The following is a 20,814-nucleotide window of genomic DNA, read 5'->3' as shown; positions in this document are numbered from 1 at the left end:
TAGAGGAATATGAGGATTATAGCACATTAGCATATAGATACCTATTTATAGACACCCCAGAAAGGACGTTGAGCGTGATATGAGTCAAAAGCGAATTTTATTTACAGGTGGAGGCACAGCCGGACACGTGATTGTGAACCTTGCGCTTATCCCTGAATTCCAAAAGCAAGGTTATGAAGTAGATTATATCGGTTCGTATGAAGGCATAGAGAAGCAGTTGATTGAACCTTTGGAGGGTGTCACGTATTACGGCATTTCTACAGGTAAGTTGAGAAGGTACATGTCCAAGGAGAACTTGAAAGACCCTTTTAAAGTTTTGAAAGGGTTGACTCAATCGTTGAGAATCATCAGCAAGAGAAAGCCGCGCGTCATTTTCTCTAAGGGGGGGTTCGTATCTGTCCCCGTAGTGATGGCCGCAAAATTGAAGAGAGTCCCTACAATCATTCATGAGTCGGATTATACTCCAGGACTCGCGAATAAATTATCGTTCCCCTTTGCTAAAAAGATCCTGGCGACTTTTCCCGAAACGATGAACCACCTGCCAGAGGGAAAAGGGGAATTCATAGGGGCTGTCGTCCGTGAAGAGTTGTTTGAAGGGTCTCGTTCAAAAGGACTGGCTCTTTGCTCGTTTCATAAGCAAAAGCCTGTCATCATGGTTATGGGGGGCAGTACAGGTTCGAAGCGAATCAACGACGCCGTCCGTGATAATCTTGATGAGTTATTAGAACAAGTCCAAGTCATCCATATATGCGGTCATCAAAACAAAGATGATTCCATTCACAGACAAGGTTATGCACAATTCGAATATGTGAATGAAGAATTGAAAGATCTCTTTGCTGCGACTGATTACATTGTTTCCCGCGCTGGTTCGAATGCTATATTTGAATTTTTAGCATTGAAAAAGCCGATGCTGCTTATTCCTTTATCGAGAAAAGCAAGCCGGGGAGATCAAATATTGAACGCGGATTCTTTTGTTAAACAAGGGTACGCGATCAAACTTGAAGAGGAGGAACTGACGGATGAACGGTTGTTGAAAGACTTACGTCAGTTGATGAGTGAGGATGCTGAAATACTTGAAAATATGGAAAGTTACCAAAGTGAGCGAACTAAAGAAAAGGTGATCGATATTATCCAAGAGCATGAACGTACTGAATAAGCAACAGGCGGACCTCCATGTTAAAGCTAGAGGCTACTGAAGAACTGGAACCTTCTGAGTTATGCAACAAAGAAAAAGCCCGTAGATTCCACGATGAGTGTTCGGTGGTGAGGCCGTGCCCGCGGCAAGCATCAACCGACAAGCGATTCGTGAGAAGCAACAACAAACTTTAATAGCTCCTCTAGATTGAAAATTTTTTACAGTGGCCTCTTGAGCAAACATGAGGTCTTTTTTTATGGCTTGGGGAATAATAACTCTATACTTGGACATTTTTGATTTTTAATAATCTGCTAAGATGGACCGATGCCATCAATAAAACATATTTCCCCTTTTAATTTTGTAATAGATAGGGAATAGAAGAATGAACATAATCTCTTATGAAAAAGGGAGTGTAGATAAGATTCATTTAATCAGCAGAGGAGAGGTTGAATGATGAGGACATCTTTTGAAGCAAACATCAGGCATCCTAGAGACATGAAAAAAATCAGGAAAGAGTATCATCCCTATCTGGCTAAATATTATGGGAATGATCAATTGTTAGTGGACGCTTCTATTTCAGAAGCTGTTTGGAATGCTTGGGAACACGGCCATGATCAAAGAAATGATTATCCAATCCAACTGAACATTTCTTTTTTGAACTCACGACTATTAGTGAGGGTGAAAGACCAGGGAAGTGGATTCGAATGGAAGCCTTATCAAGTCACTAGTGATATCAAACAATGGTTTCCCACTGTTGAAGATTTAGAAAGAAGGGGCCGGGGGATTACATTAATGCTTAGAGTTATGGACGTAATACGTTATAATGATATAGGCAATGAATGTTTGCTAATGAAAAAATATCTTTTTCAGGAGTAGATTTTGTGAACACTAATGTCTGTCGTTATTGTTATAAGGAAATTCAGGATAGGGATGAACTCATAACTGCTTCAAATTGGTTCAGAGTAAGACCTTATCACTATCGCTGTTTCGATTTATTAGAACAGGATACCAGGACTATTGCAGGAGCCTGGACACCTGTGAATGGCCGGGCAGGGCTGATTACTGTTATCTTGATGGTCATTTTTGCTGCGGTTTTGTTCATGACAGACTTCCTCGGGTCCATAGGTGATTTGATAGCGATTCTAGCTTTATATCCCATATTTCTTCGTATTTTTTCTTTTGTTGTTTTTGAGAGCAGACTTCCCAAATATGCAGAAAGTAAACGAAGATAATGGTCTGGAACAAAGACATCCTTCTCAGTCGGGGAGGGTGTCTTTGTTTTATTAGTATTTAAAAAACTTGATTGCGCTTCCATTTCGGGTGTGGTATGTTATTATTTCGTTGCTTTGGAAAAAACTGCATGAAGGGTCAGCGCTCACGCGTCATTCCAATATGATGGAGGAGGAGAATGACAGATGTCTGAAGGCCACCCGGATTTGAAACAAGAATTGGAAAGACTTTCTTTTACGAAAGCTTATATGGAGCGGTTGATTGACTCACAGGAAATCGGTCAGGAAGCTCTGAAGAAGGGACAGGAAGATACACTCGAAAACCTCAGCTTCAAAGATAGTAGTCTTCGCTATCAAGAAATGTTGTCACATGCTAATTTTATGAAAATGTCGAAGGAGCAACTGGAAAGCCTCCAACAACTACGCAAGAAACCTTATTTTGCCCGCATTGATTTTCATCGTAAAGAAAAACCAGATCGAGAAACCTTCTATATTGGAAAAATGTCTTTGTTTGACCGCGAGACTCAGCTGCCTATCATTTTGGATTGGCGCTCCCCTTTAGCGAATGTGTATTATGAGGGACGAATCGGAGAGGTAAGTTATGAAGCTTTGGGTGAACGTTATGAAGGCCATGTCTCATTAAAGCGACAGTATCAAATTGAAGAAGGAAACTTAGAGAATTTCCGCGATATCGACCTGACCACCAAAGATGAGCTGCTGCAAGATTCCTTGGCTCAAAATGCCGAAAGCCGTTTGACGGAAATCGTCTCTACCATTCAGGAAGAACAAAACAGGATTATTCGTGCAGATCTGCGAAAACCGATTATCGTCCAGGGAGCGGCAGGGAGTGGCAAGACGACGATTGCTTTGCATAGAATCTCTTATTTTTTGTACACGATGAAAGAAATCTTCAAACCTGAAGACATGTTGGTACTCGCTCCGAACCGTTTATTTATCCAATACATATCAGAAGTGTTACCAGAACTCGGGGTTCAGCGCGCCCAACAATCCACTTTTATTGAGTTTGTGCAAAAAGCTACTGGTATTGATTGGCATGTGCTCACCCAACATGAAGTATTAATGCAGACAATTGAAGGAAATCGTGATCCTCAAACCCTTGAATTCGCAGCAATAAAAGGTTCGAAGTTCTTTAAAGATTTATTAAATGCCTATATCCGACTATTGAAAAAATCCTACCAAGTGAAAGAAGATTTTATGTTTGCCGGCTTCCGAATTAAAAGTGCCAAAAGCATCAATCGTCTTTTCTATGATGAATACAGCTACTTTCCATATGAAGTCCGTGTGAAGAAAATCAAATCTGTCTTACAGAGCGAATTAAGAAGAAAGAAGAAACAGATTTTAGATAAAATGGCTGAAAAATATGATGAAGAGTTGGACCGTGCCCTTTACGGTATGCGAAATGCAGAGAAACGGAAAATAAGGGTCAGTTTTTTGATCACTAGAAAAGAAGAGCGGCTGGCGGAAATTAAGAAACTATCAAGAACCGCCGTTTCCAGGTTTATGAAGCAATACCCAAAACTGAAGCTGCTCGAAGTCTACCAAGAGCTCTTTAACGAAGAGATATTTCTTTCCCTTCATTCTGAGGACTCGAAAGTACTGCGAGATATGAGGGCAGAATCAAGGGCATTGTTTAAGAAAAAACATCTTCAATCTGAGGATTTAGCTGGTTTGCTATATTTGAAGACGTTTCTGACGGGACTCCATGAAGATGATCAAGCAAAGAAGGTCGTCATTGATGAAGCACAGGATTACAGCTTCTTAGAAATATTCACTCTTCGCAAAGCATTTCAAACAGACCTTTTTACGATTGTCGGTGACTTGGCGCAAGGTATTTATAATTATCGAGGGTTGAAACAGTGGGAAACACTGCAAGAGGATGTTTTTAGTAGTGCCAATTATTTAACCTTACAAAAAACGTATCGGACGACGATCGAGATTATGAACCTCGCCAATGCACTGCTCACCCTTATGCCTGAAAACCTGCCGAAAGCTGAACCAGTCGTGCGGCACGGGGAAACACCTGCTTTTATTAGAAAAGAGCAGGGGTGGGAAGCGAAATTCCTTACTCTCTTACAAGAACTTCTTGAAAGTGGGATGAAAAGCTTTGCCATTGTTACAAAATCGAAAAAAGAAGCAGATGAAGTAAGAGGTCATCTCGATTCTCTTCAGTTAGGTTTCGAAGGACTGGGCGAAGAGCAGAAGGAAATGGCAAACAGGGTCATCTTACCTGCTTATCTTGCTAAAGGATTAGAGTTTGATGTCGTATTTTTGTATAGTCATTTTCACCCTTATACAGAGGACAGTTTGGATTTGAAAATGCTTTATGTGGCGATGACTAGACCACTGCACCGCCTGTATATGATAGGTGAGAAGGAAGAAGATTTTCTACTGCATCGTGTTTCTAATGATCGTTTCCGTAAAGTTTGACTTTTTCTATCTGATCAGGGTGAATTCATGTATGACAGCGGACAACGGCAAGCCCCCATCTTGGTCAAGACGGGGGCTTGTTTTACTCTGTTATGCCATATCGTAACAACTTGAAATCCACCTTGAATTCTATATCAAGCTCTGGAATTTGTTCACGCCAGTTTTCATTGGTAACACGATTGGAGCGTTTTTCTGTATTGTATTTCGCACCGAATCCTACAGGGTCCACCTGGGCTTCTTTAAAAATGGTCATAATGCTGCCTAGTTTTTTTTCGATTGCTATTTCAAGTTCTTTCTCAAGTGCATTGATGGCTTTTTTATCTTTTAATTCGATCTCTTTAGTAATTTCAAGCAGACGAGATTCCATTTTTAGATGGACACTTTGCTTCGTGGGCTGCCCTTTCGTTGGTTTGATCGTGCGTTCGGTGCTTAATTCATGGAGTGAGACATGTAAGTCCCCTTCTGATACTTGTTCGTTCGTTGACTTTCTATAAAAATCCTGCATCGAATCGGAGTCCAGTTCAATTTGGAATTGCCCATGATCAAATTCCTGTTTCATCAACATAAGGTAAAAGGTTTGCTCATGTGAAATGGCATCTACGAAGCGGTCATCCTGGAATAGGCCCAATCCCTGTATGACAGTCTTGTCTTCCTCTAATGTCAATAAGGGTAAGACAGGGTCTTTACCGGTGTCATAAAAATCATGCATGAATCCCGTAAGTACTGCATTAGGAATAGACTCATCTTTAATGCTCTTTTCAATTAACTGTTGAATGTAATTCCCTGTATTCGGGTGCGATTCTGAGTTGTTGGATTTTAGCATTGTGCTCGTAGGAACATTACTAACTGCCAAGTATCCCATATCTGATATTTTTGCATCCCTTTGTAATGTATCCATGTATTTCATCATTCCCTTACTTGCTAATTGATCTTGGAAAATTTCCAACCTTACTTGCCCGGATACGAGCTGTTGGCTGGTGAGCCGGTTAGTAGCAAAGCGGATTCCCTTAGAAGTTTCAGCTTCACCAGTAACAACTTGAGAGTTATTCGCTGCTGTGGGATCGAACTGGAACATCACTAAAGTACCGCGCAGCCGGTCATCTTCAATTAAATCGTAGCCGACCGCTGTGATGATACCAAGTCTTTCTATATAATTTTTTGGAATGCATCCGGCAAGAAAGATCATTACCATCAGGAGTATAGCTGCTTTTTTCATGAAATACCTCTTTTCAGCCACTTTTTCTTAACCATGACGATGATGTAAATGAACCATGGATAGACGAAGACAATCCAAAAGCCTACTTCTGAAGTAATCGACGTCAGTTGGTTGACACCTACTCGTTTTTCTATGGTTATTGAAGCGATGAACAACAAAAAAGCCAAAGCATAGAGGGTTGGTTTTTTTGGCGTATTGAATAGACGTTTCATGGAATGTACGATCATCCATCCGAATAAGACGAGGTTCGGGATAATGACCATCATCCAAAGAGCGACCGCAATGAAATCGAAGCGTTCAACGATAGAGAAACTAATAATCTTGAACAATGAGAGTGTAGCCCATACGGTTGCTTTCAGCTGATCAGGACTGAAATAACCGATGGAAACAACCGTCACAAGTAATATGAGAAAGGTCGTGAATAACACTCCTGCGTGGGCAGGAAGAGATATCTTTTTTTTATCCTCTATGAAGGGATAGACAAATAGCAGAATTTCCAACCCTAAGACAGAATAGGCGACTTGTTTCGCTCCCATAAATAGATCCATTGGAGAGGAATGATGCATGACAGGTAAAAAATGTTCCCAATCCATGTACGTCATCGGTTTATAAATGGTCAAAGCAAGCCAGATCGTCAAGAAAAAGAAGATGAAAGCAGTCCCTACTACCACTCTGAATCCGCCGATGATGCTGTAGACCATCAGTGAGAGCAAGAATAAACTCATCAGCCATATCGGCATTTCCGGAAAAATGAATACTTGAACAACTTCGATATAGTTTTTCATGACTGTTAAGACGAGCAGGAAAATATAGAGAACATACATGAGACCTAATATCTTTCCTATCCATTTTCCGAATAGGTCCCCTTGTATGCCAAGGATGTCTGAATTGTCATAAGCTCGAAGTATACTGAGCATTAAGAAAACCGTTATATGAAGATAAACGCCGGCGATAAGTACAGAAATCCAGGCATCTGAACCGGCTTCCAGAACGAGAATCCTAGGTACCCCCATCACTCCTGCTCCGATCTGAGAAGTATGAATGATGAAAAACAGGTAAAAGGCTTGGACAGATTTACCAGGGTCCAATGAAATATTAGTTTTCATGATGGATCCACATCTTTTCGCTCGCTTGCTTTAGCTTTACTATAACGTTCTGTGTCTTTGGGCATCACATTTAACGGACGATAGTTATTTTTTTTGAAAGGGAGCCGAAATATCGAGTCATTGAAGTCTTTCCATTGAAAAGGGTAAATCGGTGCCAAGTATGGCCTTCCCAACGATTTTTGTTTAAGTAAATGGATGATAAGGAATGACAATGCGAAAACAATGCCGATCAACCCCCAGGCACCTGCCAGGATGATCATTGGAAAGCGGATGATACGGACAGCTGTTCCCATTAAGTAACTCGGAGCAGTAAAAGAAGCCAGGGCGCTTAAAGCGATGATAATAATTAAAATATTACTTGTGAATCCTGCCTTTACTGCAGCTTGCCCTAATACGATCCCCCCTACAATACCCATCGTTTGACCGACTTTTGTAGGTAAACGAGCGCCTGCCTCCCTTAATAATTCAATCAAAACTTCTAATAACAAAGCTTCAATGACTGGCGGGAACGGCACAGTCGAACGAGATTGTCCTAAAGAAACGAGTAAGGTACTTGGTATGATTTCATAATGGAAGGTTAAAGCTGCTACGTACATCGGCGTGAGGACGATCGATAGGGCCATAGCTAAGAAACGTAACAGGCGTATGAAAGATCCCATGTTCCAGCGCATATAAAGATCTTCGGTTGATTCGAAGAAACTGAACAAAGTCATAGGGCCGATCAACATTGTTGGACTTTTATCGACCATCACCCCGACTCTTCCTTTAGATACAGAATTGCAGAACCGGTCCGGCAATTCTGTGAAAATGAGCTGAGGGAATACACTGCTTGTAGAGTCTTCAATCAATTGTCCTAGCACACTTGTATCTTCTACTTCGGCAACTTTTAGATCTTTGATCCGCTGTCTCATTGTCTCAACATTTTCATCATTGGCAAGTGACTTCAAATAAACGATACGCACCTCTGATTGTATACGTTCTCCGACAATCAATTTTTCCACGACAAGGTCATCGGTATCCAGGCGCCACCGGACAACGTTCAAATTTGTTATCAATGATTCGGTAAAGGAAACTTGCGGTCCGAAGACGAGCGACTCTGTCTCAGCCCTGTTAAGACTTCGATGGTCTTGTTGTGGAAGAGCGAAAAGGACGGCTTCCTTTTCTCCTTCGATATATACAGCTACACTACCGTGGATCAGTTTTGTAGTAATCTGCTCCAGAGACGATTGTTTTTCCGTAGAAGATAGCGGTATTTTGTTGATCAAACCCTCGTTCGTCCAACGTTTCTGAGAGTTCGTTATATTTTCCAATAAATCTCTTTCCAACCGTTCTCTTTTAACTTGATAGGAGATGAAGTGGACAATAATTGCTTGCCCTTTGATATGGAAAACTTTCTGGATAAGGTCAGGGCTGTCGTTGAATTGTGTTTTCATCACATCCATATAGGCATCTGCTTTCATGGGTAGCTGCTCAGACATGTAATCCCCTCCTTTCATCAAGTTGGAATTAGTATGTGGAAAAAAGGGGACATTATGAAAAATAAAGGTTTGCGTATTACTGAAGGAATGAGGTGATAAGAGATGAATTTACAGCTGATTGAAGTGTATATACCTGATCAGCATTTTGAATCTATCAATGACAAGCTTCAAAAATACGACCACCGTTCATATTGGGTTTCAAGTGAGTCGGAAGAAAGAATGCTTGTGCGCATTTTAGTGAAAAAAAGAGAAGTGGAAGAGATTTTGAACTATTTGGAAGAGGTATCTAACGTCGTGGAAGGTTTTGAGACATTACTCATTCCTGTTCACACTTATTTAGCGAAAAACACAATTCATGATGAAGCGAAAGAGGAAGAAAAGAAGAAAGACGAGGCAGAGAAAGAAAAAGCGCATTTATTAAGGTCAAGTCGCCATGAATTAATGAATGCTGTAGAGAAAAACAGTCATATTACAATGAATTATTCCCTTCTTATTTTATTATCTGCGATTGTAGCTACGGTCGGATTCCTGAAGGATAGTGAAGCGGTCGTCATTGGAGCGATGGTTATTGCACCAATGATAGGTCCAGTCATTGCAATAGCGTTCTCGGCTATTCTTGGTGACTACAAGTTGCTTGGTAAGTCTGTGATCACATCCGTATATGGGGTTGCGATCATTCTTATAATTTCAATCGCCTTTGGCTACTTCACTGATATAGGGATGCAAAATGATCAATATTTGGATAGAACGAAAGTGACAATTGTAGATATCTTCCTTGGGGTGGCTGCAGGTGCTGCAGGAGCTCTTGCGTTTCTCAACCGGCTCTCCGGGAATTTAGTCGGTGTCATGGTAGCTGTCGCTTTACTCCCACCCTCGGTAGCGCTGGGAATGTCAATTGGCCACGGTGCCTTTGCTTCTGCTTATGGAGCTTTTTTGTTAGTGACGGTTAATATTATGTCTATACTGTTAGCTGCGGTCACGATATTTTCCATTAGCGGAATCAGGCCTGTCCGTTGGGAAGAAGTACAGCGGGCGAATGTTTCAAGACCGCTAGCAATTGTATTTGTAATCGTGATCGTACTGCTTCTCGCCGCTTTCATCTTAATCGGCCATGGTGTCATATAGAATATTATTTTTTTGAAGATATATTAGACAGTTATTCAACAAGCTTGCTGTTTTCTATGAAGCTTGATTTCGAGACATTTATTGAGGTTATAGGGCTGCGGGGAACAACTCGCTTTCCGCGGGAGCGCGATGAGCCTCCTCGAGCAAACGCTCTGTGGGGTCTCATCCTGCACTCTTGTCCCGCAGGAGTCTCCTTGTTCCCCTTCGCCCTTACGGTATAATTTTCTCGAAATCCTATCGCATTTAGGGATCATTCTAAGTTTGGAGAACACTGCGCGAATATTTTCATAGCCTTTTTCAACTAAGAGATCCCTTATACAACAAGTCGGTTTCGAGATTTTCTTATGGCAATGGTCGCATGGGGAGGGGGACGTGGGAGCAGGGAGTAAGCGAGATCCCGCAGAGAATTTAAGCCCGAGGAAGCTAGCCAGTTCCCCACAAAGGTGGAATTGCCCTGGTAGACACGACGGGCATAAGCAGACCATCAAAGGAATGTGCTTTTTTCATTCCTTTGATGGTCTGCTGATGACGCGAGTGTCTGGGCGATGGAGCTGGACGAGTGATTTCCTGGAACTTCAAGCTCCATTCTTAGTTCCGGAACCCTTTTAAATTCCAACAGATAAATAAACGGATTTTTTTGGAAAAAAGCAAAAAAACAGTTGATTAAAAATTTTGAAAACTATATAATGAATAATCATTGATACAAGGAGGTCACGACAATGGAAAAACAAAGTGTTCAACAAAAAGACAACTTTATATTGATCGTGACTTGTTATCTGTTGCACGGCTGATAATGGATTTAAAAAGGATATGTGCCAACAAGGTCACGTGAATACGGGCCTTTTTTGTGTGTAGAAGCATACGTCGAGGACGTATGCTTTTTTTCGTTTTGAATTTTAAAAACGCCACATGCTTCAGCGAACCTTTTTCTGCTATTAAAAATTTCAGTGGTTTAAATAAGCTGAAGAGCGGACAGGGTGCTTAAGCTTTTGAACAGTATGTCTGGTCAGGTGACAGGTGGAGGAAGCTCCATTCACAATATAAAAATCCAAGGAGGAAGGTCGAATGATAAAAAAAGTGAAACAGCAGGAATGGAATGAAAATTGGAAAGATAGCGGATAGTGAGTGGGGATGTAGAGAGGATGGATATGAATGTTCAGTGTTTTATTCAAATTGAGTTGGTTTTTCAAAAAGTATTGGAAACGGTATACATTTGCCATTATTGCTTTAATTATAGTCAGTGCCATTGACCTTATACCCCCGAAGCTGGTTGGAATGGCGATTGATGAAATACAGTTCAACACATTGACTAAAGAGCGTTTGATGGAGATCTTACTGCTGTACGGGGGATTGATTTTTGCGAGTTATTCAATTTCTTATTTATGGGATTATACGTTGTTCAGCGGTGCGATGATTATGGAAAGGACGATGCGCTCGCGTCTTATGAATCATTTTTTGCAAATGACTCCGACTTTCTTCGGCAAGAACCGAACAGGGGATTTAATGGCGAGAGCTACTAATGACCTGAAAGCGTTGACGATGACAGCCGGCTTCGGGATTTTGACGCTTGTCGATTCAACGGTTTTCATGTTTTTGATCATTGCGGTTATGGGATTCACGATCAGCTGGAAATTGACTCTTGCAGCCTTGATTCCTTTACCTATCATGGCTTTGGTCATGAATCGCTACGGGAAAGTCATCCATGAGCGATTTACTGAAGCACAGACAGCTTTTGGTGACTTGAATAACAGAGTGCTTGAATCAGTACGTGGTGTAAGAGTGATTCGTGCATTTGTACAGGAGCGTAATGATCGACGTTATTTTAACGAATTGACCGAGGATGTTTATGATAAGAACATCCAAGTGGCAAAAGTGGACGCATTATTCGAGCCCACTATAAAGATATTAGTGGGGTTATCTTACACGATAGGACTTGGCTACGGTGCCAACCTCGTTTTTCGAAACATCATTACTTTAGGAGAAATGGTGTCCTTTAATGTGTACTTAGGTATGCTTATTTGGCCTATGTTTGCTGTAGGTGAACTGATCAATGTGCTACAGCGTGGAAATGCTTCTTTGGACCGGGTGAATGATACATTGAATTATCGACCGGATGTTTTAGACCCATCCCAACCGGAAAAGGTCGATTCACCTGAGGTCATCACATTCAATGGAGTTACATTTAGTTATCCTGGGGCTGAATCAGCAAGTTTGAAGGGCTTCAATTTAAAAGTGGAAAGGGGACAGACAATAGGAATCGTCGGAAAAACAGGGGCTGGAAAAACGACCTTCTTCCGGCAATTGCTCCGTGAATATCCTGGGCTCCAAGGGGATGTGAAAATCAATGGTATTCCGATAAGGGATCTCTCTCTTAATTACACACGTTCATGGATTGGATATGTTCCACAAGACCAGGTGTTGTTTTCCAAGACTGTCCGTGAAAATATTCAATTCGGAAAGCCGGATGCAACGGATCAAGAAATCTTTAGAGTTTTAGAAATGGCCCATTTTTCTGAGGATATCAAGGACCTTCGGGAGGGGCTCGATACAAAGGTCGGGGAAAGTGGGGTCACCTTATCCGGTGGCCAAAAACAAAGGGTCTCTATTGCTAGGGCATTTATTATGGATCCTGAAATTCTATTGTTGGATGATGCAATGTCTGCCGTCGATGGCAAGACAGAAGCTGAAATCATCCGACATTTAAGACGAGAGCGTCAAGGGAAAACGACGTTCATTGCAGCCCATAGATTGTCGGCGGTTACCCATGCAGACCATATTCTCGTTTTAGAAGATGGCCAAGTTACAGAGGAAGGTACACACGAAGAGCTGATTCGTCAAGGTGGATGGTACCAAAACCAATATGAACGTCAGCAATTGGAAGATGGGGAGGTGGGAAGATGAAAACATCGACAGAACGGAAACTGTTTCAATATGCGTGGAAATTCAGAAGAAACATCCTGATAGGTCTCATTTGTTTAGTAGTTGCTGTAGCACTGGAATTGACCGGACCATTCATTGCCAAACGTTTAATTGATCAGCATATCATCGGCATTGAAAACCAGTGGCATCAAGTGGAAGTGGCAGATGATCATACGGTTGAATACAGCAATAAGCTATATAAAAGATCAGATCGCCTAAGCAGCTCAGACCGGGTTTTGGACACTGTAACAATTTTGCAAGTGGAGCGATCTTATTATTTTGTGAACGGTGAAGTGCCTACATCTGGAAATCGTCAGTGGCAAGAAGGAACATTGAGCATTGAGACGGATGAGCAGACATATAATGCTCAAGCAGAAAGATTGAATATCCAGCAACTTTATCGTTTTTTTCAACCGGAAATTCCGGCGATCTATTGGCTCCTTGCTCTTTATGTACTGCTCTTGCTGATCGCTGCGGTATTTCAATTCACCCACACATTTTTATTGCAGAAGTCATCTAATCGGATCATCCGAAAAATGAGAGATGATTTATTCGCTCATATCCAAAGGCTGCCCATTCAATATTTCGTCAATCAACCAGCAGGTAAAATCGTGGCTAGAGTGACTAATGATACCGAAGCGATTCGTGAGTTGTATGTCAGAGTGCTGGCTACTTTTGTTACAAGTTTCTTTTACATGGCAGGAATTTATATCGCCCTTTTACTATTGGATGTGAAGCTCGCACTCATGAGTCTTTTGCTGATTCCGATCATCTATGGGTGGATGAAGATGTATAAATATTTTGGAGGAAAGTACAATACAATTGTCCGTTCAACAGTCAGTGACATGAACGGAAATATTAATGAGGCGATTCAGGGAATGTCCATCATACAGGCCTTCCGCCAGCAGAAACAAACGTCTGAAGATTTCGAAAAGCTTAATGGACGCCATTTTGATTATCAAAGGAAACTGGTCAAATTAAGTGCTTTGACTTCCTTTAATTTAGTGAATGTCCTACGTAACATCGCCTTTGTCGGCTTTATTTGGTACTTTGGCTCAAGCTCTATCGGAGTGGAAGGCGTCGTTACTGTCGGGGTGTTATACGCGTTCGTGGATTATTTGAATCGACTCTTCCAGCCAGTGACAGATCTAGTCAATCAGCTTCCACAGCTGGAGGAAGCCCGCGTAGCTGCCAAGCGTGTATTTGAACTGTTAGATGAAAAAGCTGAAGTACTGGATCATTCGCAAGTTGACCGGTACAAAGGAAATATCGTATTTGAAAACGTCACGTTTGCGTATGAAAAAGGCAACAATGTCTTAAAAAACATCTCGTTCAATGTGAAAGCCGGAGAAACCGCTGCCTTTGTCGGGCATACGGGTTCAGGTAAAAGCTCGATTATGAACCTGTTATTCCGTTTCTATGATCAACAAAAGGGTGATATTTCAATTAATGGACATCCGACAAAACAATGGTCTAGACAGCAAGTGCGCAGTCATATGGGAATAGTTCTACAAGATCCGTTCATTTTCACGGGTACGATTTTATCGAATGTCACCATGAATGATGAGCGCATTTCCCGGGAAATGGCGATAAAAGCGTTGAAAGCTGTCGGAGCAAATCGTTTTATAGAGAAACTCCCCGGAAAATATGAGGAACCTGTTAAAGAAAAAGGGGATTCTTTATCTATGGGAGAACGTCAATTGATATCCTTTGCTCGCGCACTCGCATTCGACCCAGCTGTGCTTATCTTGGATGAAGCCACGGCAAATATAGACACAGAAACAGAACAGTTGATTCAGCAGGCTTTAGATGTTTTGAAAAAAGGACGTACAACACTTATCATCGCCCACCGATTATCAACGATTCAACAAGCTGATCAAATTTTCGTATTGAGTCATGGTACAATAGTGGAACAAGGAACACATCAACAGCTTATCGACTCCTCGGGGGAGTATTATCGCATGTACCAACTGCAAAAAGGTTCGGTCAGCGTAAACGCAATATAGTTCCTAAACTGCTGAAGCATGGAGGCAGGTGCCATGAACGAACGGGAAAATGACAAGCCAGACATTATAGATGAAGATTTATATGAAGAAATTGATGACGAAGAATTATATGAACTCATTCAAGAAGAGAAAAGAAAAGCGTTTGCACGTGAAAGGGAGGAACTTGAGCAGCAAAAAGTAAAACGTCCCTTTCCGAAATGGATCTTTTGGCTGATCGCGATTATGATGGTGACGAATATTGTTGCGGTCCTGCCGAATACGTTTTCAATTCCGGCAGTCGATTTTCTGATGACTTCCGCTAAATTATCGACTGATGAACAGGTGAGTAACTATAAACAGGCAGTGGTGGTTGTTGATGCAGGGCAAAGCAAAGGAACGGGATTCGCAATTTCAAAAGATGGTACGATTATAACGAACCATCATGTAATTGAAGGTGAAAAAAGAATTGCTGTAGCATTTCCAGAGGAAGGCCTTTTTCAAGCTGAAGTGGTGGAGACTTATCCTGAAGTGGATTTAGCTGTTCTGGATGTTGAGGGAAAAAGCTTTCCGCATTTAGAACTAGCTGAAGAAACTGCATTCGAGCCAGACGATCATGTTTACTTTATCGGTAACCCGTTACGTTTCACAGGAATCGCTAATCAGGGAAATGTCCTGGGATACACCGAACTATCAGATTGGGATGTGCCTGTTTTAATGTTGGATGCACCGATATACAGAGGGAACTCTGGAAGCCCCGTAATTGATACTCAAGGCGAAGTTATTGGTGTCGTCTTTGCTACCATGCATGATGACGAAGAGGGACGAGTCGGATTGGCTGTTCCTATCGACTATTACTATGAGAAAACACAAAAACAAGGGGCCGCCGATTAGGAGGTCCCTTGTTTTTTTATTCTGGTATTTTTCCTTCTTCAATTGTGTTCCCAACTACAGGGATGGGATTGAACATCAATAACTCCGAGAAGTGAATCAAATTGTAAGTCATTCTTACGACATCACTTTCGATACATGCAGCTGATTTAGGCTTCTGATCATCCAGTTTATCGTTGCAAATTGCGCTCGCATGAGGAGGGAAGGTGAATCCAAGCATGGATAAACTGTAGTGAATCGATTGTGCAGCGGTTCGTGCTCCGCCAAATCCTCCATCAGCTACGATCGCTCCTCCGACTTTATTGTAAAACAGCCCCTGGCCTTTTCGGTTTGTTAATTTATGATAGCCTTGTAATCGCTCAATCACGAGTGATGCAATACTGCTCTTGTCGCCCATTGCAATCGGAGTGCCGAGCAGGACGATATCAGCTTCAAGAATTTTTTCGAAAATGAAAGGCCAATCTTCCTCTTGATCAAATTCTGTGGTAATCCCGAATTTGATGTGGAAGTCCCTCAGGTGAATCCTTTCAACATCTATTTTTTCTTTTTGAAAAATACGAGCTGATTCATTAAGGAGTTGTTCTGTGTCTGTGTCATTTTTTCCTTTTTCTAAACTGCAATTCAATAAAACAGCTTTCATTATGTCGTTCCTCCTTCCTGGTGTTTTTTTCTTAATATCGGAATATGATTGCTGAAAAAGTCGCTCTCTTAGGATTTAACCTAGATTTGCATAAGATAAACACTTATATTGCGATTGCTCTACATAGGACCATAGCATCTATAATTGGATGTTGTTCTTTATGGTGGATGATTATGGATGAATGAAAGGACTTAGTGCTTATTTTTTGAAATGTTTATTTAATAAAATGTAACCCCGGTGTGGTAGACCATCGCCGATATATTCAGTAAAATGGTCATGCTTACGTACAATACCTTTTTACCCGACTCTTAAACGAAACATACTTCAGAAGCATTGGTTGATACAATTTTGTAACATAATTGAAATAAATTTAAAATGAACACCCAAAAAAGACACTACACTCACGAAATCATTTAATAGGCTGGAGGTGATAAAGGTTGATCAGACGTCTTTTTCAAAAAAACAACACCTCCCTGGATGCACAAGTCGAATCCGCTAAGCAGGGAGATGACGAAGCAAGGAACGAAATGCTTAAACAGTATCAACCTTTTATCGCCAAAAGTGTTTCTGAAGTATGTAAGAGATATATAGATCCGACAAAAGATGATGAATTCAGTATCGGTTTACTAGCTTTCAATGAAGCGATTCAATCATATTCCTGTGATAAAGGCAGTTCCTTCCTTTCTTTCGCGCGTCTAGTGATCAAGCGTAAAGTCATCGATCATATTCGCAATGAACAGAAAAGGATCAAAGTCACTTCATTAGATGAAGATTTTTATGAAGAAGACCAAATGGAAAATCCTTTAGAAGTATCGGCCGCTAAAGACCGGCATCGCCTGGAAACAGAAGCGTGGCATCGCAAAGAAGAGATTATGGAATTTCAAGCTCAACTGGAAAGATACAAGCTTTCTTTTGATGAGTTGATTGACTCTTCACCAAAACATAGAGATGCCCGTGAATCAGCTGTCCAGGTGGCCCGACTTGTTTATGAAGATACCGAACTAAGGAATCAAGTGCTTGATAAAGGCCGCTTGCCGATAAAGGAATTGATTGGTCGCGTCGATGTCAGTAAAAAGACACTGGAGCGAAACCGTAAATTCATTATTGCTCTTGTTCTCATCCTGAACGGGGATTATGTGTATCTCAAAGATTATCTGAAAGGGGTGGGTATGTGAGAAAGGGTATTGTAATGGAGCAGCAACATGAATACATGGTCGTCATGACAAATGATGGTCGATTTCATCGAGCTGAAAATTTAGCGCATGCAGAAGTGGGCATGGAAGTTCATTTTAAAACATACAGTGAACATAAAGTCCTCCGCCGTTGGACCCAAGTCTTGCGTAACAACCATACAAAAGTGGCTGTTATGGCCATAGTATTTTTGCTTGCTTTCTTTCCGGTTTACTCATGGTACGGAAGCAATCAAGCTTATGCATATATGAATATTGATATTAACCCAAGTGTTGAACTTGAATTGAATGATCAAATGCAGGTGCTGAATATCACAGCTCAGAATGCAGAAGCAAAAGAGATTGTTTCTGAATTGAAGGGGTGGAAGAAGAAAGACGCCTCCGAAGTTACCTTCGATGTGATTCACTTAAGTAATGAAAAAGGTTATGTGAACAGCGAAAATCAAGTGTTGATCGGGTTCAGTTACCTGCATTCGGAGTATGACCAGGAATATTCGGAAGAAATCGAAAATTACTTACTTGAGCAATCCACAAATATGACTATAGCGACATTCTTAGTACCTGATGAAATCCGCAAGCAAGCACGTGATCAAAAGGCCACAGTCAATGAAACGTTAGCCGAGCGGTTAAGGGAAGAGCAGTCTGAAACCGGAACAGGTTCGGTTCCTGTATCTGTCGAAGATGATGATAAGGAAATCATTCAATCATTTTATAACGAAGAATCATCTCAAGAAGATGTTCAAGAAGAGCCTGGTTCCACAATTACGCCGACTGTCCCAATGAAACGTGGTGAAAAATCCCCTCATTTAAAAACGCCAGTGAGAAATAAAGCTCCCGATCATGCCGAACTCCCGGATAAAGGGAAAAAGACAGCTCCAGGCCAAAAGAAAAAAGAAGAAGATGCTTCTGGAAAAGCAAGGAATCATGATAAGAGTAAAAGCCATCAAGAGAAAGCTGAGGGACATGGCAAGAAAAAAAACGTTCCAGAAAAACCCTCCAAGCAGAAGTCCAAAGGAAGCAAAGGGGTAAAAGAAAAAGAACAATCTGGGAAACATAAAAGAAAAGGTCAGCAAAAGAAAAGCCAGATAAATAAACAACATGACAAAAAGGATCAGGATCGCGGAAGTCCCTCGAAAGGTCATTCATCAAATAATGGGAAGAACAATCATAATCATAAACGCGAGTAACACTCCTGAATCGGCTGGAGTGTTTTTTTATCGTCTAGCAAATTCAAGTATTTATGGCGATGCTTGCACATTTGATCATCCAGCTCCAGCGCCTAGCCTCTCGAGGTCTTAAGTCCATCCGTACTGTGAAGCAAGAGCACTCCACAGTACGGAAGTTCTTAAGCTTGTCGAGGCTGACCAAGGCGCTTGCACATTTGTGCTTGTGTTATTATTCAATGTAAAGGTAATGTGTAGAAAAGGAGGAGAAATCCATGACGAAAATCTATCTAGGAGTAAAAGAGGGAAAGTTAGCAGCATGTCCAAGTTCTCCGAATTGTGTATCCACTCAAACAAAAAACCATGATAAACAAATGGCTCCTTTGCCTTTTACTCAGGATCTGGCCACTTCTAAAGATATGATCAAACAATTGTTGAGCCGAATGGAGCGTACAACGATCGAATCAGAGTCTGATGATTATATCCATAGCATTATTCAAACGAAATGGCTGCGTTTTAAAGATGATGTTGAATTTTATTTCGATAGTGAAGAAAAAGTCATTCATTTTCGTTCTGCTTCACGAGTCGGTTATTCTGATTTAGGAGTGAACAATAAACGAATGAAGGCTTTTTCAAAGCAATATGAAGAAATGAGGAGGGGACAAACTTGAGTTTCGATTACCAAATCGTCGTTATTGGTGGAGGTTCAGGTGGTCTGACCGTAGCTGCAGGAGCTGCCAGTTTTGGAGCTGAGGTCGCACTTGTAGAGCGGCAGCCTGAGCTTGGAGGCGACTGTCTGCATTACGGATGTATGCCTTCTAAGGCCCTTATCCAAGCGGCACAAGAAGTTCATCAAGTCTCCCTTTATAAGGATTTGACAACCTCAGATTATGATCGTTTGTTCATATCTTCAATGGAACGTGTTGCACAAGCGCTGAAGGATGTACAAGAACACGATTCTAAAGATCGTTTTCTTAACTTGGGAATTGACCTGTATGAGGCGGAAGCTTCCTTTGAAGATGAGCATACATTAAAAGTTGGGGAGAAAACGATTACTGCGAAGCGCATTGTCATAGCGACAGGATCTTCCCCTTTTATACCACCGGTTGATGGAATAGATACAGTGGAATATTTAACGAATGAAACCATTTTCTCACTCAAGCACCGTCCAAAATCAATGGTCGTCATTGGAGGAGGAATCATCGGTTTAGAACTCTCCCAAGCAATGAGCAGGCTCGGGATAGAAGTGACGGTCATCGAAGGCAGTGAGCAGGTGTTGACCAATGAAGATGAAGAGATTGCGGAAATTGCTCAACGCAATGTCTCAGAGGAACTTCATATACTCACTGGAGCTAAAGCTGATTTTGTTGAGCCTTCTGGTAATGGCATAAAGGTTCACTATACAAAAGATGGCTCAGTAAACGTATTGCATGCGGAACAATTGTTAGTAGCGACAGGAAGGAAACCGAACATTGACCGGTTGGAACTTAATCGGGCTCATATAAAAACAGAAGCTGGAGCCATTGAAGTCGACCGCTTGTTGCGCACAAGTCAAAAGCATATCTATGCAGTAGGGGATTGTAATGGATCTATGCCATTTACTCATGTTGCAGGCATGGAAGGGAAAATCGCTGTTTCTAACGCTGTCCTCGGTTTAGCACGAAAAGTTTCCTATGAAAGGATTCCATGGGTCGTTTATACAACACCTGAGATCTACCATTTAGGATTCACAGAAAAAGAAGCCCGGGAACAGCATGGTGATGACCTATTGACATTTAAAACAAAGCTCTCAAATAATGACCGCTTTGTCGCAGAAAGGAATACAGAAGGTTTAGTGAAAGTCTTAACAACTAACCGGGGGAAAATCGTCGGTGCTCATGCGATCGGGGCCGGTGCTGGTGAATGGATGCAGGAAGTTGGGACGGTACAATCATTGAATAAAAAATTTCAATCGATATCGAGCATTATCCATCCATATCCTGCCCGCAATAATGCAGTTTCCCAAACGGCAGATCTCTATTGGAGGGACAAGTTGTTCGGGAGCCGTCTGAATGATGTAATCAAGTGGTATGTGAGAAAGTGGAGATAAGTGGAAAGCTGTCCTCAGAGGGCAGCTTATTTCATCTTCCAGGAAAATGAAATAACGGTGTGGGTGTTATAGGAAATAGGCGATGCGCTGCTATAAATAAGAGGTTGGGACAAAAGAATTTTTCTTTATGAAGCAATAAATGCATACTCCGCTCCGGAACATGCTTCGCTTTCCGTGGCACGGCCTCAGCCTCTTCAGAAAGC

Annotated in this window: 16 protein-coding genes; 12 read left to right on the top strand and 4 right to left on the bottom strand. The window is 41.5% G+C overall.

From position 1 onward, the window contains the following. Positions 1–79 precede the first annotated feature (79 nt). The 4 genes from HLI_RS05675 to helD all read left to right on the top strand — a co-directional run bounded on the left by HLI_RS05675 (position 80) and on the right by helD (position 4,812). The gene (locus HLI_RS05675; protein ID WP_128523825.1) at positions 80–1,156 is read left to right on the top strand and encodes an undecaprenyldiphospho-muramoylpentapeptide beta-N-acetylglucosaminyltransferase; all 1,077 of its coding nucleotides are present in this window, start codon (positions 80–82) and stop codon (positions 1,154–1,156) included. Positions 1,157–1,585: 429 nt separating this feature from the next. Next, complete coding sequence (locus HLI_RS05670; RefSeq protein WP_128523823.1) at positions 1,586–2,011, top strand: ATP-binding protein; 426 nt, start codon at positions 1,586–1,588, stop codon at positions 2,009–2,011. A 5-nt stretch (positions 2,012–2,016) separates the two neighbouring features. Next, positions 2,017–2,367 carry a hypothetical protein gene (locus HLI_RS05665; RefSeq protein ID WP_128523821.1) on the top strand — a complete coding sequence of 117 codons (351 nt, stop codon included), beginning with the start codon at positions 2,017–2,019 and terminating at the stop codon, positions 2,365–2,367. 183 nt (positions 2,368–2,550) lie between these two features. Next, positions 2,551–4,812 (top strand): RNA polymerase recycling motor HelD, encoded by a 2,262-nt coding sequence (gene helD, locus HLI_RS05660; protein ID WP_128523819.1) that lies wholly within the window; start codon positions 2,551–2,553, stop codon positions 4,810–4,812. A gap of 82 nt (positions 4,813–4,894) precedes the next feature. On the opposite strand, the gene HLI_RS05655 is transcribed toward helD, so the two are convergent. From HLI_RS05655 to HLI_RS05645, 3 genes are read right to left on the bottom strand one after another with little or no spacing between them, the layout of a single operon-like run. After that, positions 4,895–6,028, bottom strand: coding sequence for a Ger(x)C family spore germination protein (locus HLI_RS05655; protein WP_128523817.1), 1,134 nt, complete (start codon positions 6,026–6,028; stop codon positions 4,895–4,897). Then, positions 6,025–7,134: a GerAB/ArcD/ProY family transporter gene (locus HLI_RS05650; RefSeq protein ID WP_128523815.1), complete on the bottom strand. Its 1,110-nt coding sequence runs from the start codon at positions 7,132–7,134 to the stop codon at positions 6,025–6,027. Before HLI_RS05650 ends, HLI_RS05655 begins: the two co-directional genes overlap by 4 nt. Then, positions 7,131–8,612: a spore germination protein gene (locus HLI_RS05645; protein ID WP_241655942.1), complete on the bottom strand. Its 1,482-nt coding sequence runs from the start codon at positions 8,610–8,612 to the stop codon at positions 7,131–7,133. Before HLI_RS05645 ends, HLI_RS05650 begins: the two co-directional genes overlap by 4 nt. 102 nt (positions 8,613–8,714) lie before the next feature. Between HLI_RS05645 and HLI_RS05640 the strand changes: the two genes are divergently transcribed. The 4 genes from HLI_RS05640 (at position 8,715) to HLI_RS05625 (ending at position 15,532) form a co-directional block, all read left to right on the top strand. After that, on the top strand, positions 8,715–9,737 hold the full coding sequence (locus HLI_RS05640; RefSeq protein ID WP_128523811.1) for a TIGR00341 family protein: 1,023 nt from the start codon (positions 8,715–8,717) through the stop codon (positions 9,735–9,737). A 1,152-nt stretch (positions 9,738–10,889) separates the two neighbouring features. Then, a complete protein-coding gene (locus tag HLI_RS05635) occupies positions 10,890–12,638 on the top strand; it encodes an ABC transporter ATP-binding protein (protein WP_128523809.1) in 1,749 nt (582 codons plus the stop codon). Beyond that, positions 12,635–14,662, top strand: a complete 2,028-nt coding sequence (locus tag HLI_RS05630; protein ID WP_128523807.1) for an ABC transporter ATP-binding protein — start codon at positions 12,635–12,637, stop codon at positions 14,660–14,662. The genes HLI_RS05635 and HLI_RS05630 overlap by 4 nt, the downstream gene beginning before the upstream one ends. Before the next feature lie 33 nt (positions 14,663–14,695). Further along, a complete protein-coding gene (locus HLI_RS05625; protein ID WP_128523805.1) occupies positions 14,696–15,532 on the top strand; it encodes a S1C family serine protease in 837 nt (278 codons plus the stop codon). A 16-nt stretch (positions 15,533–15,548) separates the two neighbouring features. Here HLI_RS05625 and HLI_RS05620 read toward each other — a convergent pair whose 3' ends face one another. Further along, entirely contained in the window at positions 15,549–16,169 is a 621-nt protein-coding gene (locus HLI_RS05620; RefSeq protein WP_128523803.1) for a flavodoxin family protein, read from the bottom strand. Between the two features lie 437 nt (positions 16,170–16,606). On the opposite strand from HLI_RS05620, the gene sigI reads away from it, so the two are divergent. The 4 genes from sigI to HLI_RS05600 all read left to right on the top strand — a co-directional run bounded on the left by sigI (position 16,607) and on the right by HLI_RS05600 (position 20,611). After that, the gene (gene sigI, locus HLI_RS05615; protein ID WP_128523801.1) at positions 16,607–17,344 is read left to right on the top strand and encodes an RNA polymerase sigma factor SigI; all 738 of its coding nucleotides are present in this window, start codon (positions 16,607–16,609) and stop codon (positions 17,342–17,344) included. After that, a complete protein-coding gene (locus HLI_RS05610) occupies positions 17,341–18,546 on the top strand; it encodes an anti-sigma-I factor RsgI family protein (protein WP_128523799.1) in 1,206 nt (401 codons plus the stop codon). Before sigI ends, HLI_RS05610 begins: the two co-directional genes overlap by 4 nt. 251 nt (positions 18,547–18,797) lie before the next feature. After that, positions 18,798–19,193, top strand: a complete 396-nt coding sequence (locus tag HLI_RS05605) for a DUF1499 domain-containing protein (protein WP_128523798.1) — start codon at positions 18,798–18,800, stop codon at positions 19,191–19,193. After that, on the top strand, positions 19,190–20,611 hold the full coding sequence (locus tag HLI_RS05600) for a dihydrolipoyl dehydrogenase family protein (RefSeq protein WP_128523796.1): 1,422 nt from the start codon (positions 19,190–19,192) through the stop codon (positions 20,609–20,611). Before HLI_RS05605 ends, HLI_RS05600 begins: the two co-directional genes overlap by 4 nt. Positions 20,612–20,814: the final 203 nt, after the last annotated feature.

It is taken from the genome of Halobacillus litoralis (assembly GCF_004101865.1).
Classification (GTDB): Bacteria; Bacillota; Bacilli; order Bacillales; family Halobacillaceae; genus Halobacillus; species Halobacillus litoralis_A.
Note: the sequence above shows the minus strand (reverse complement) of the source record. Positions and strands in the feature narration are given on the sequence as shown.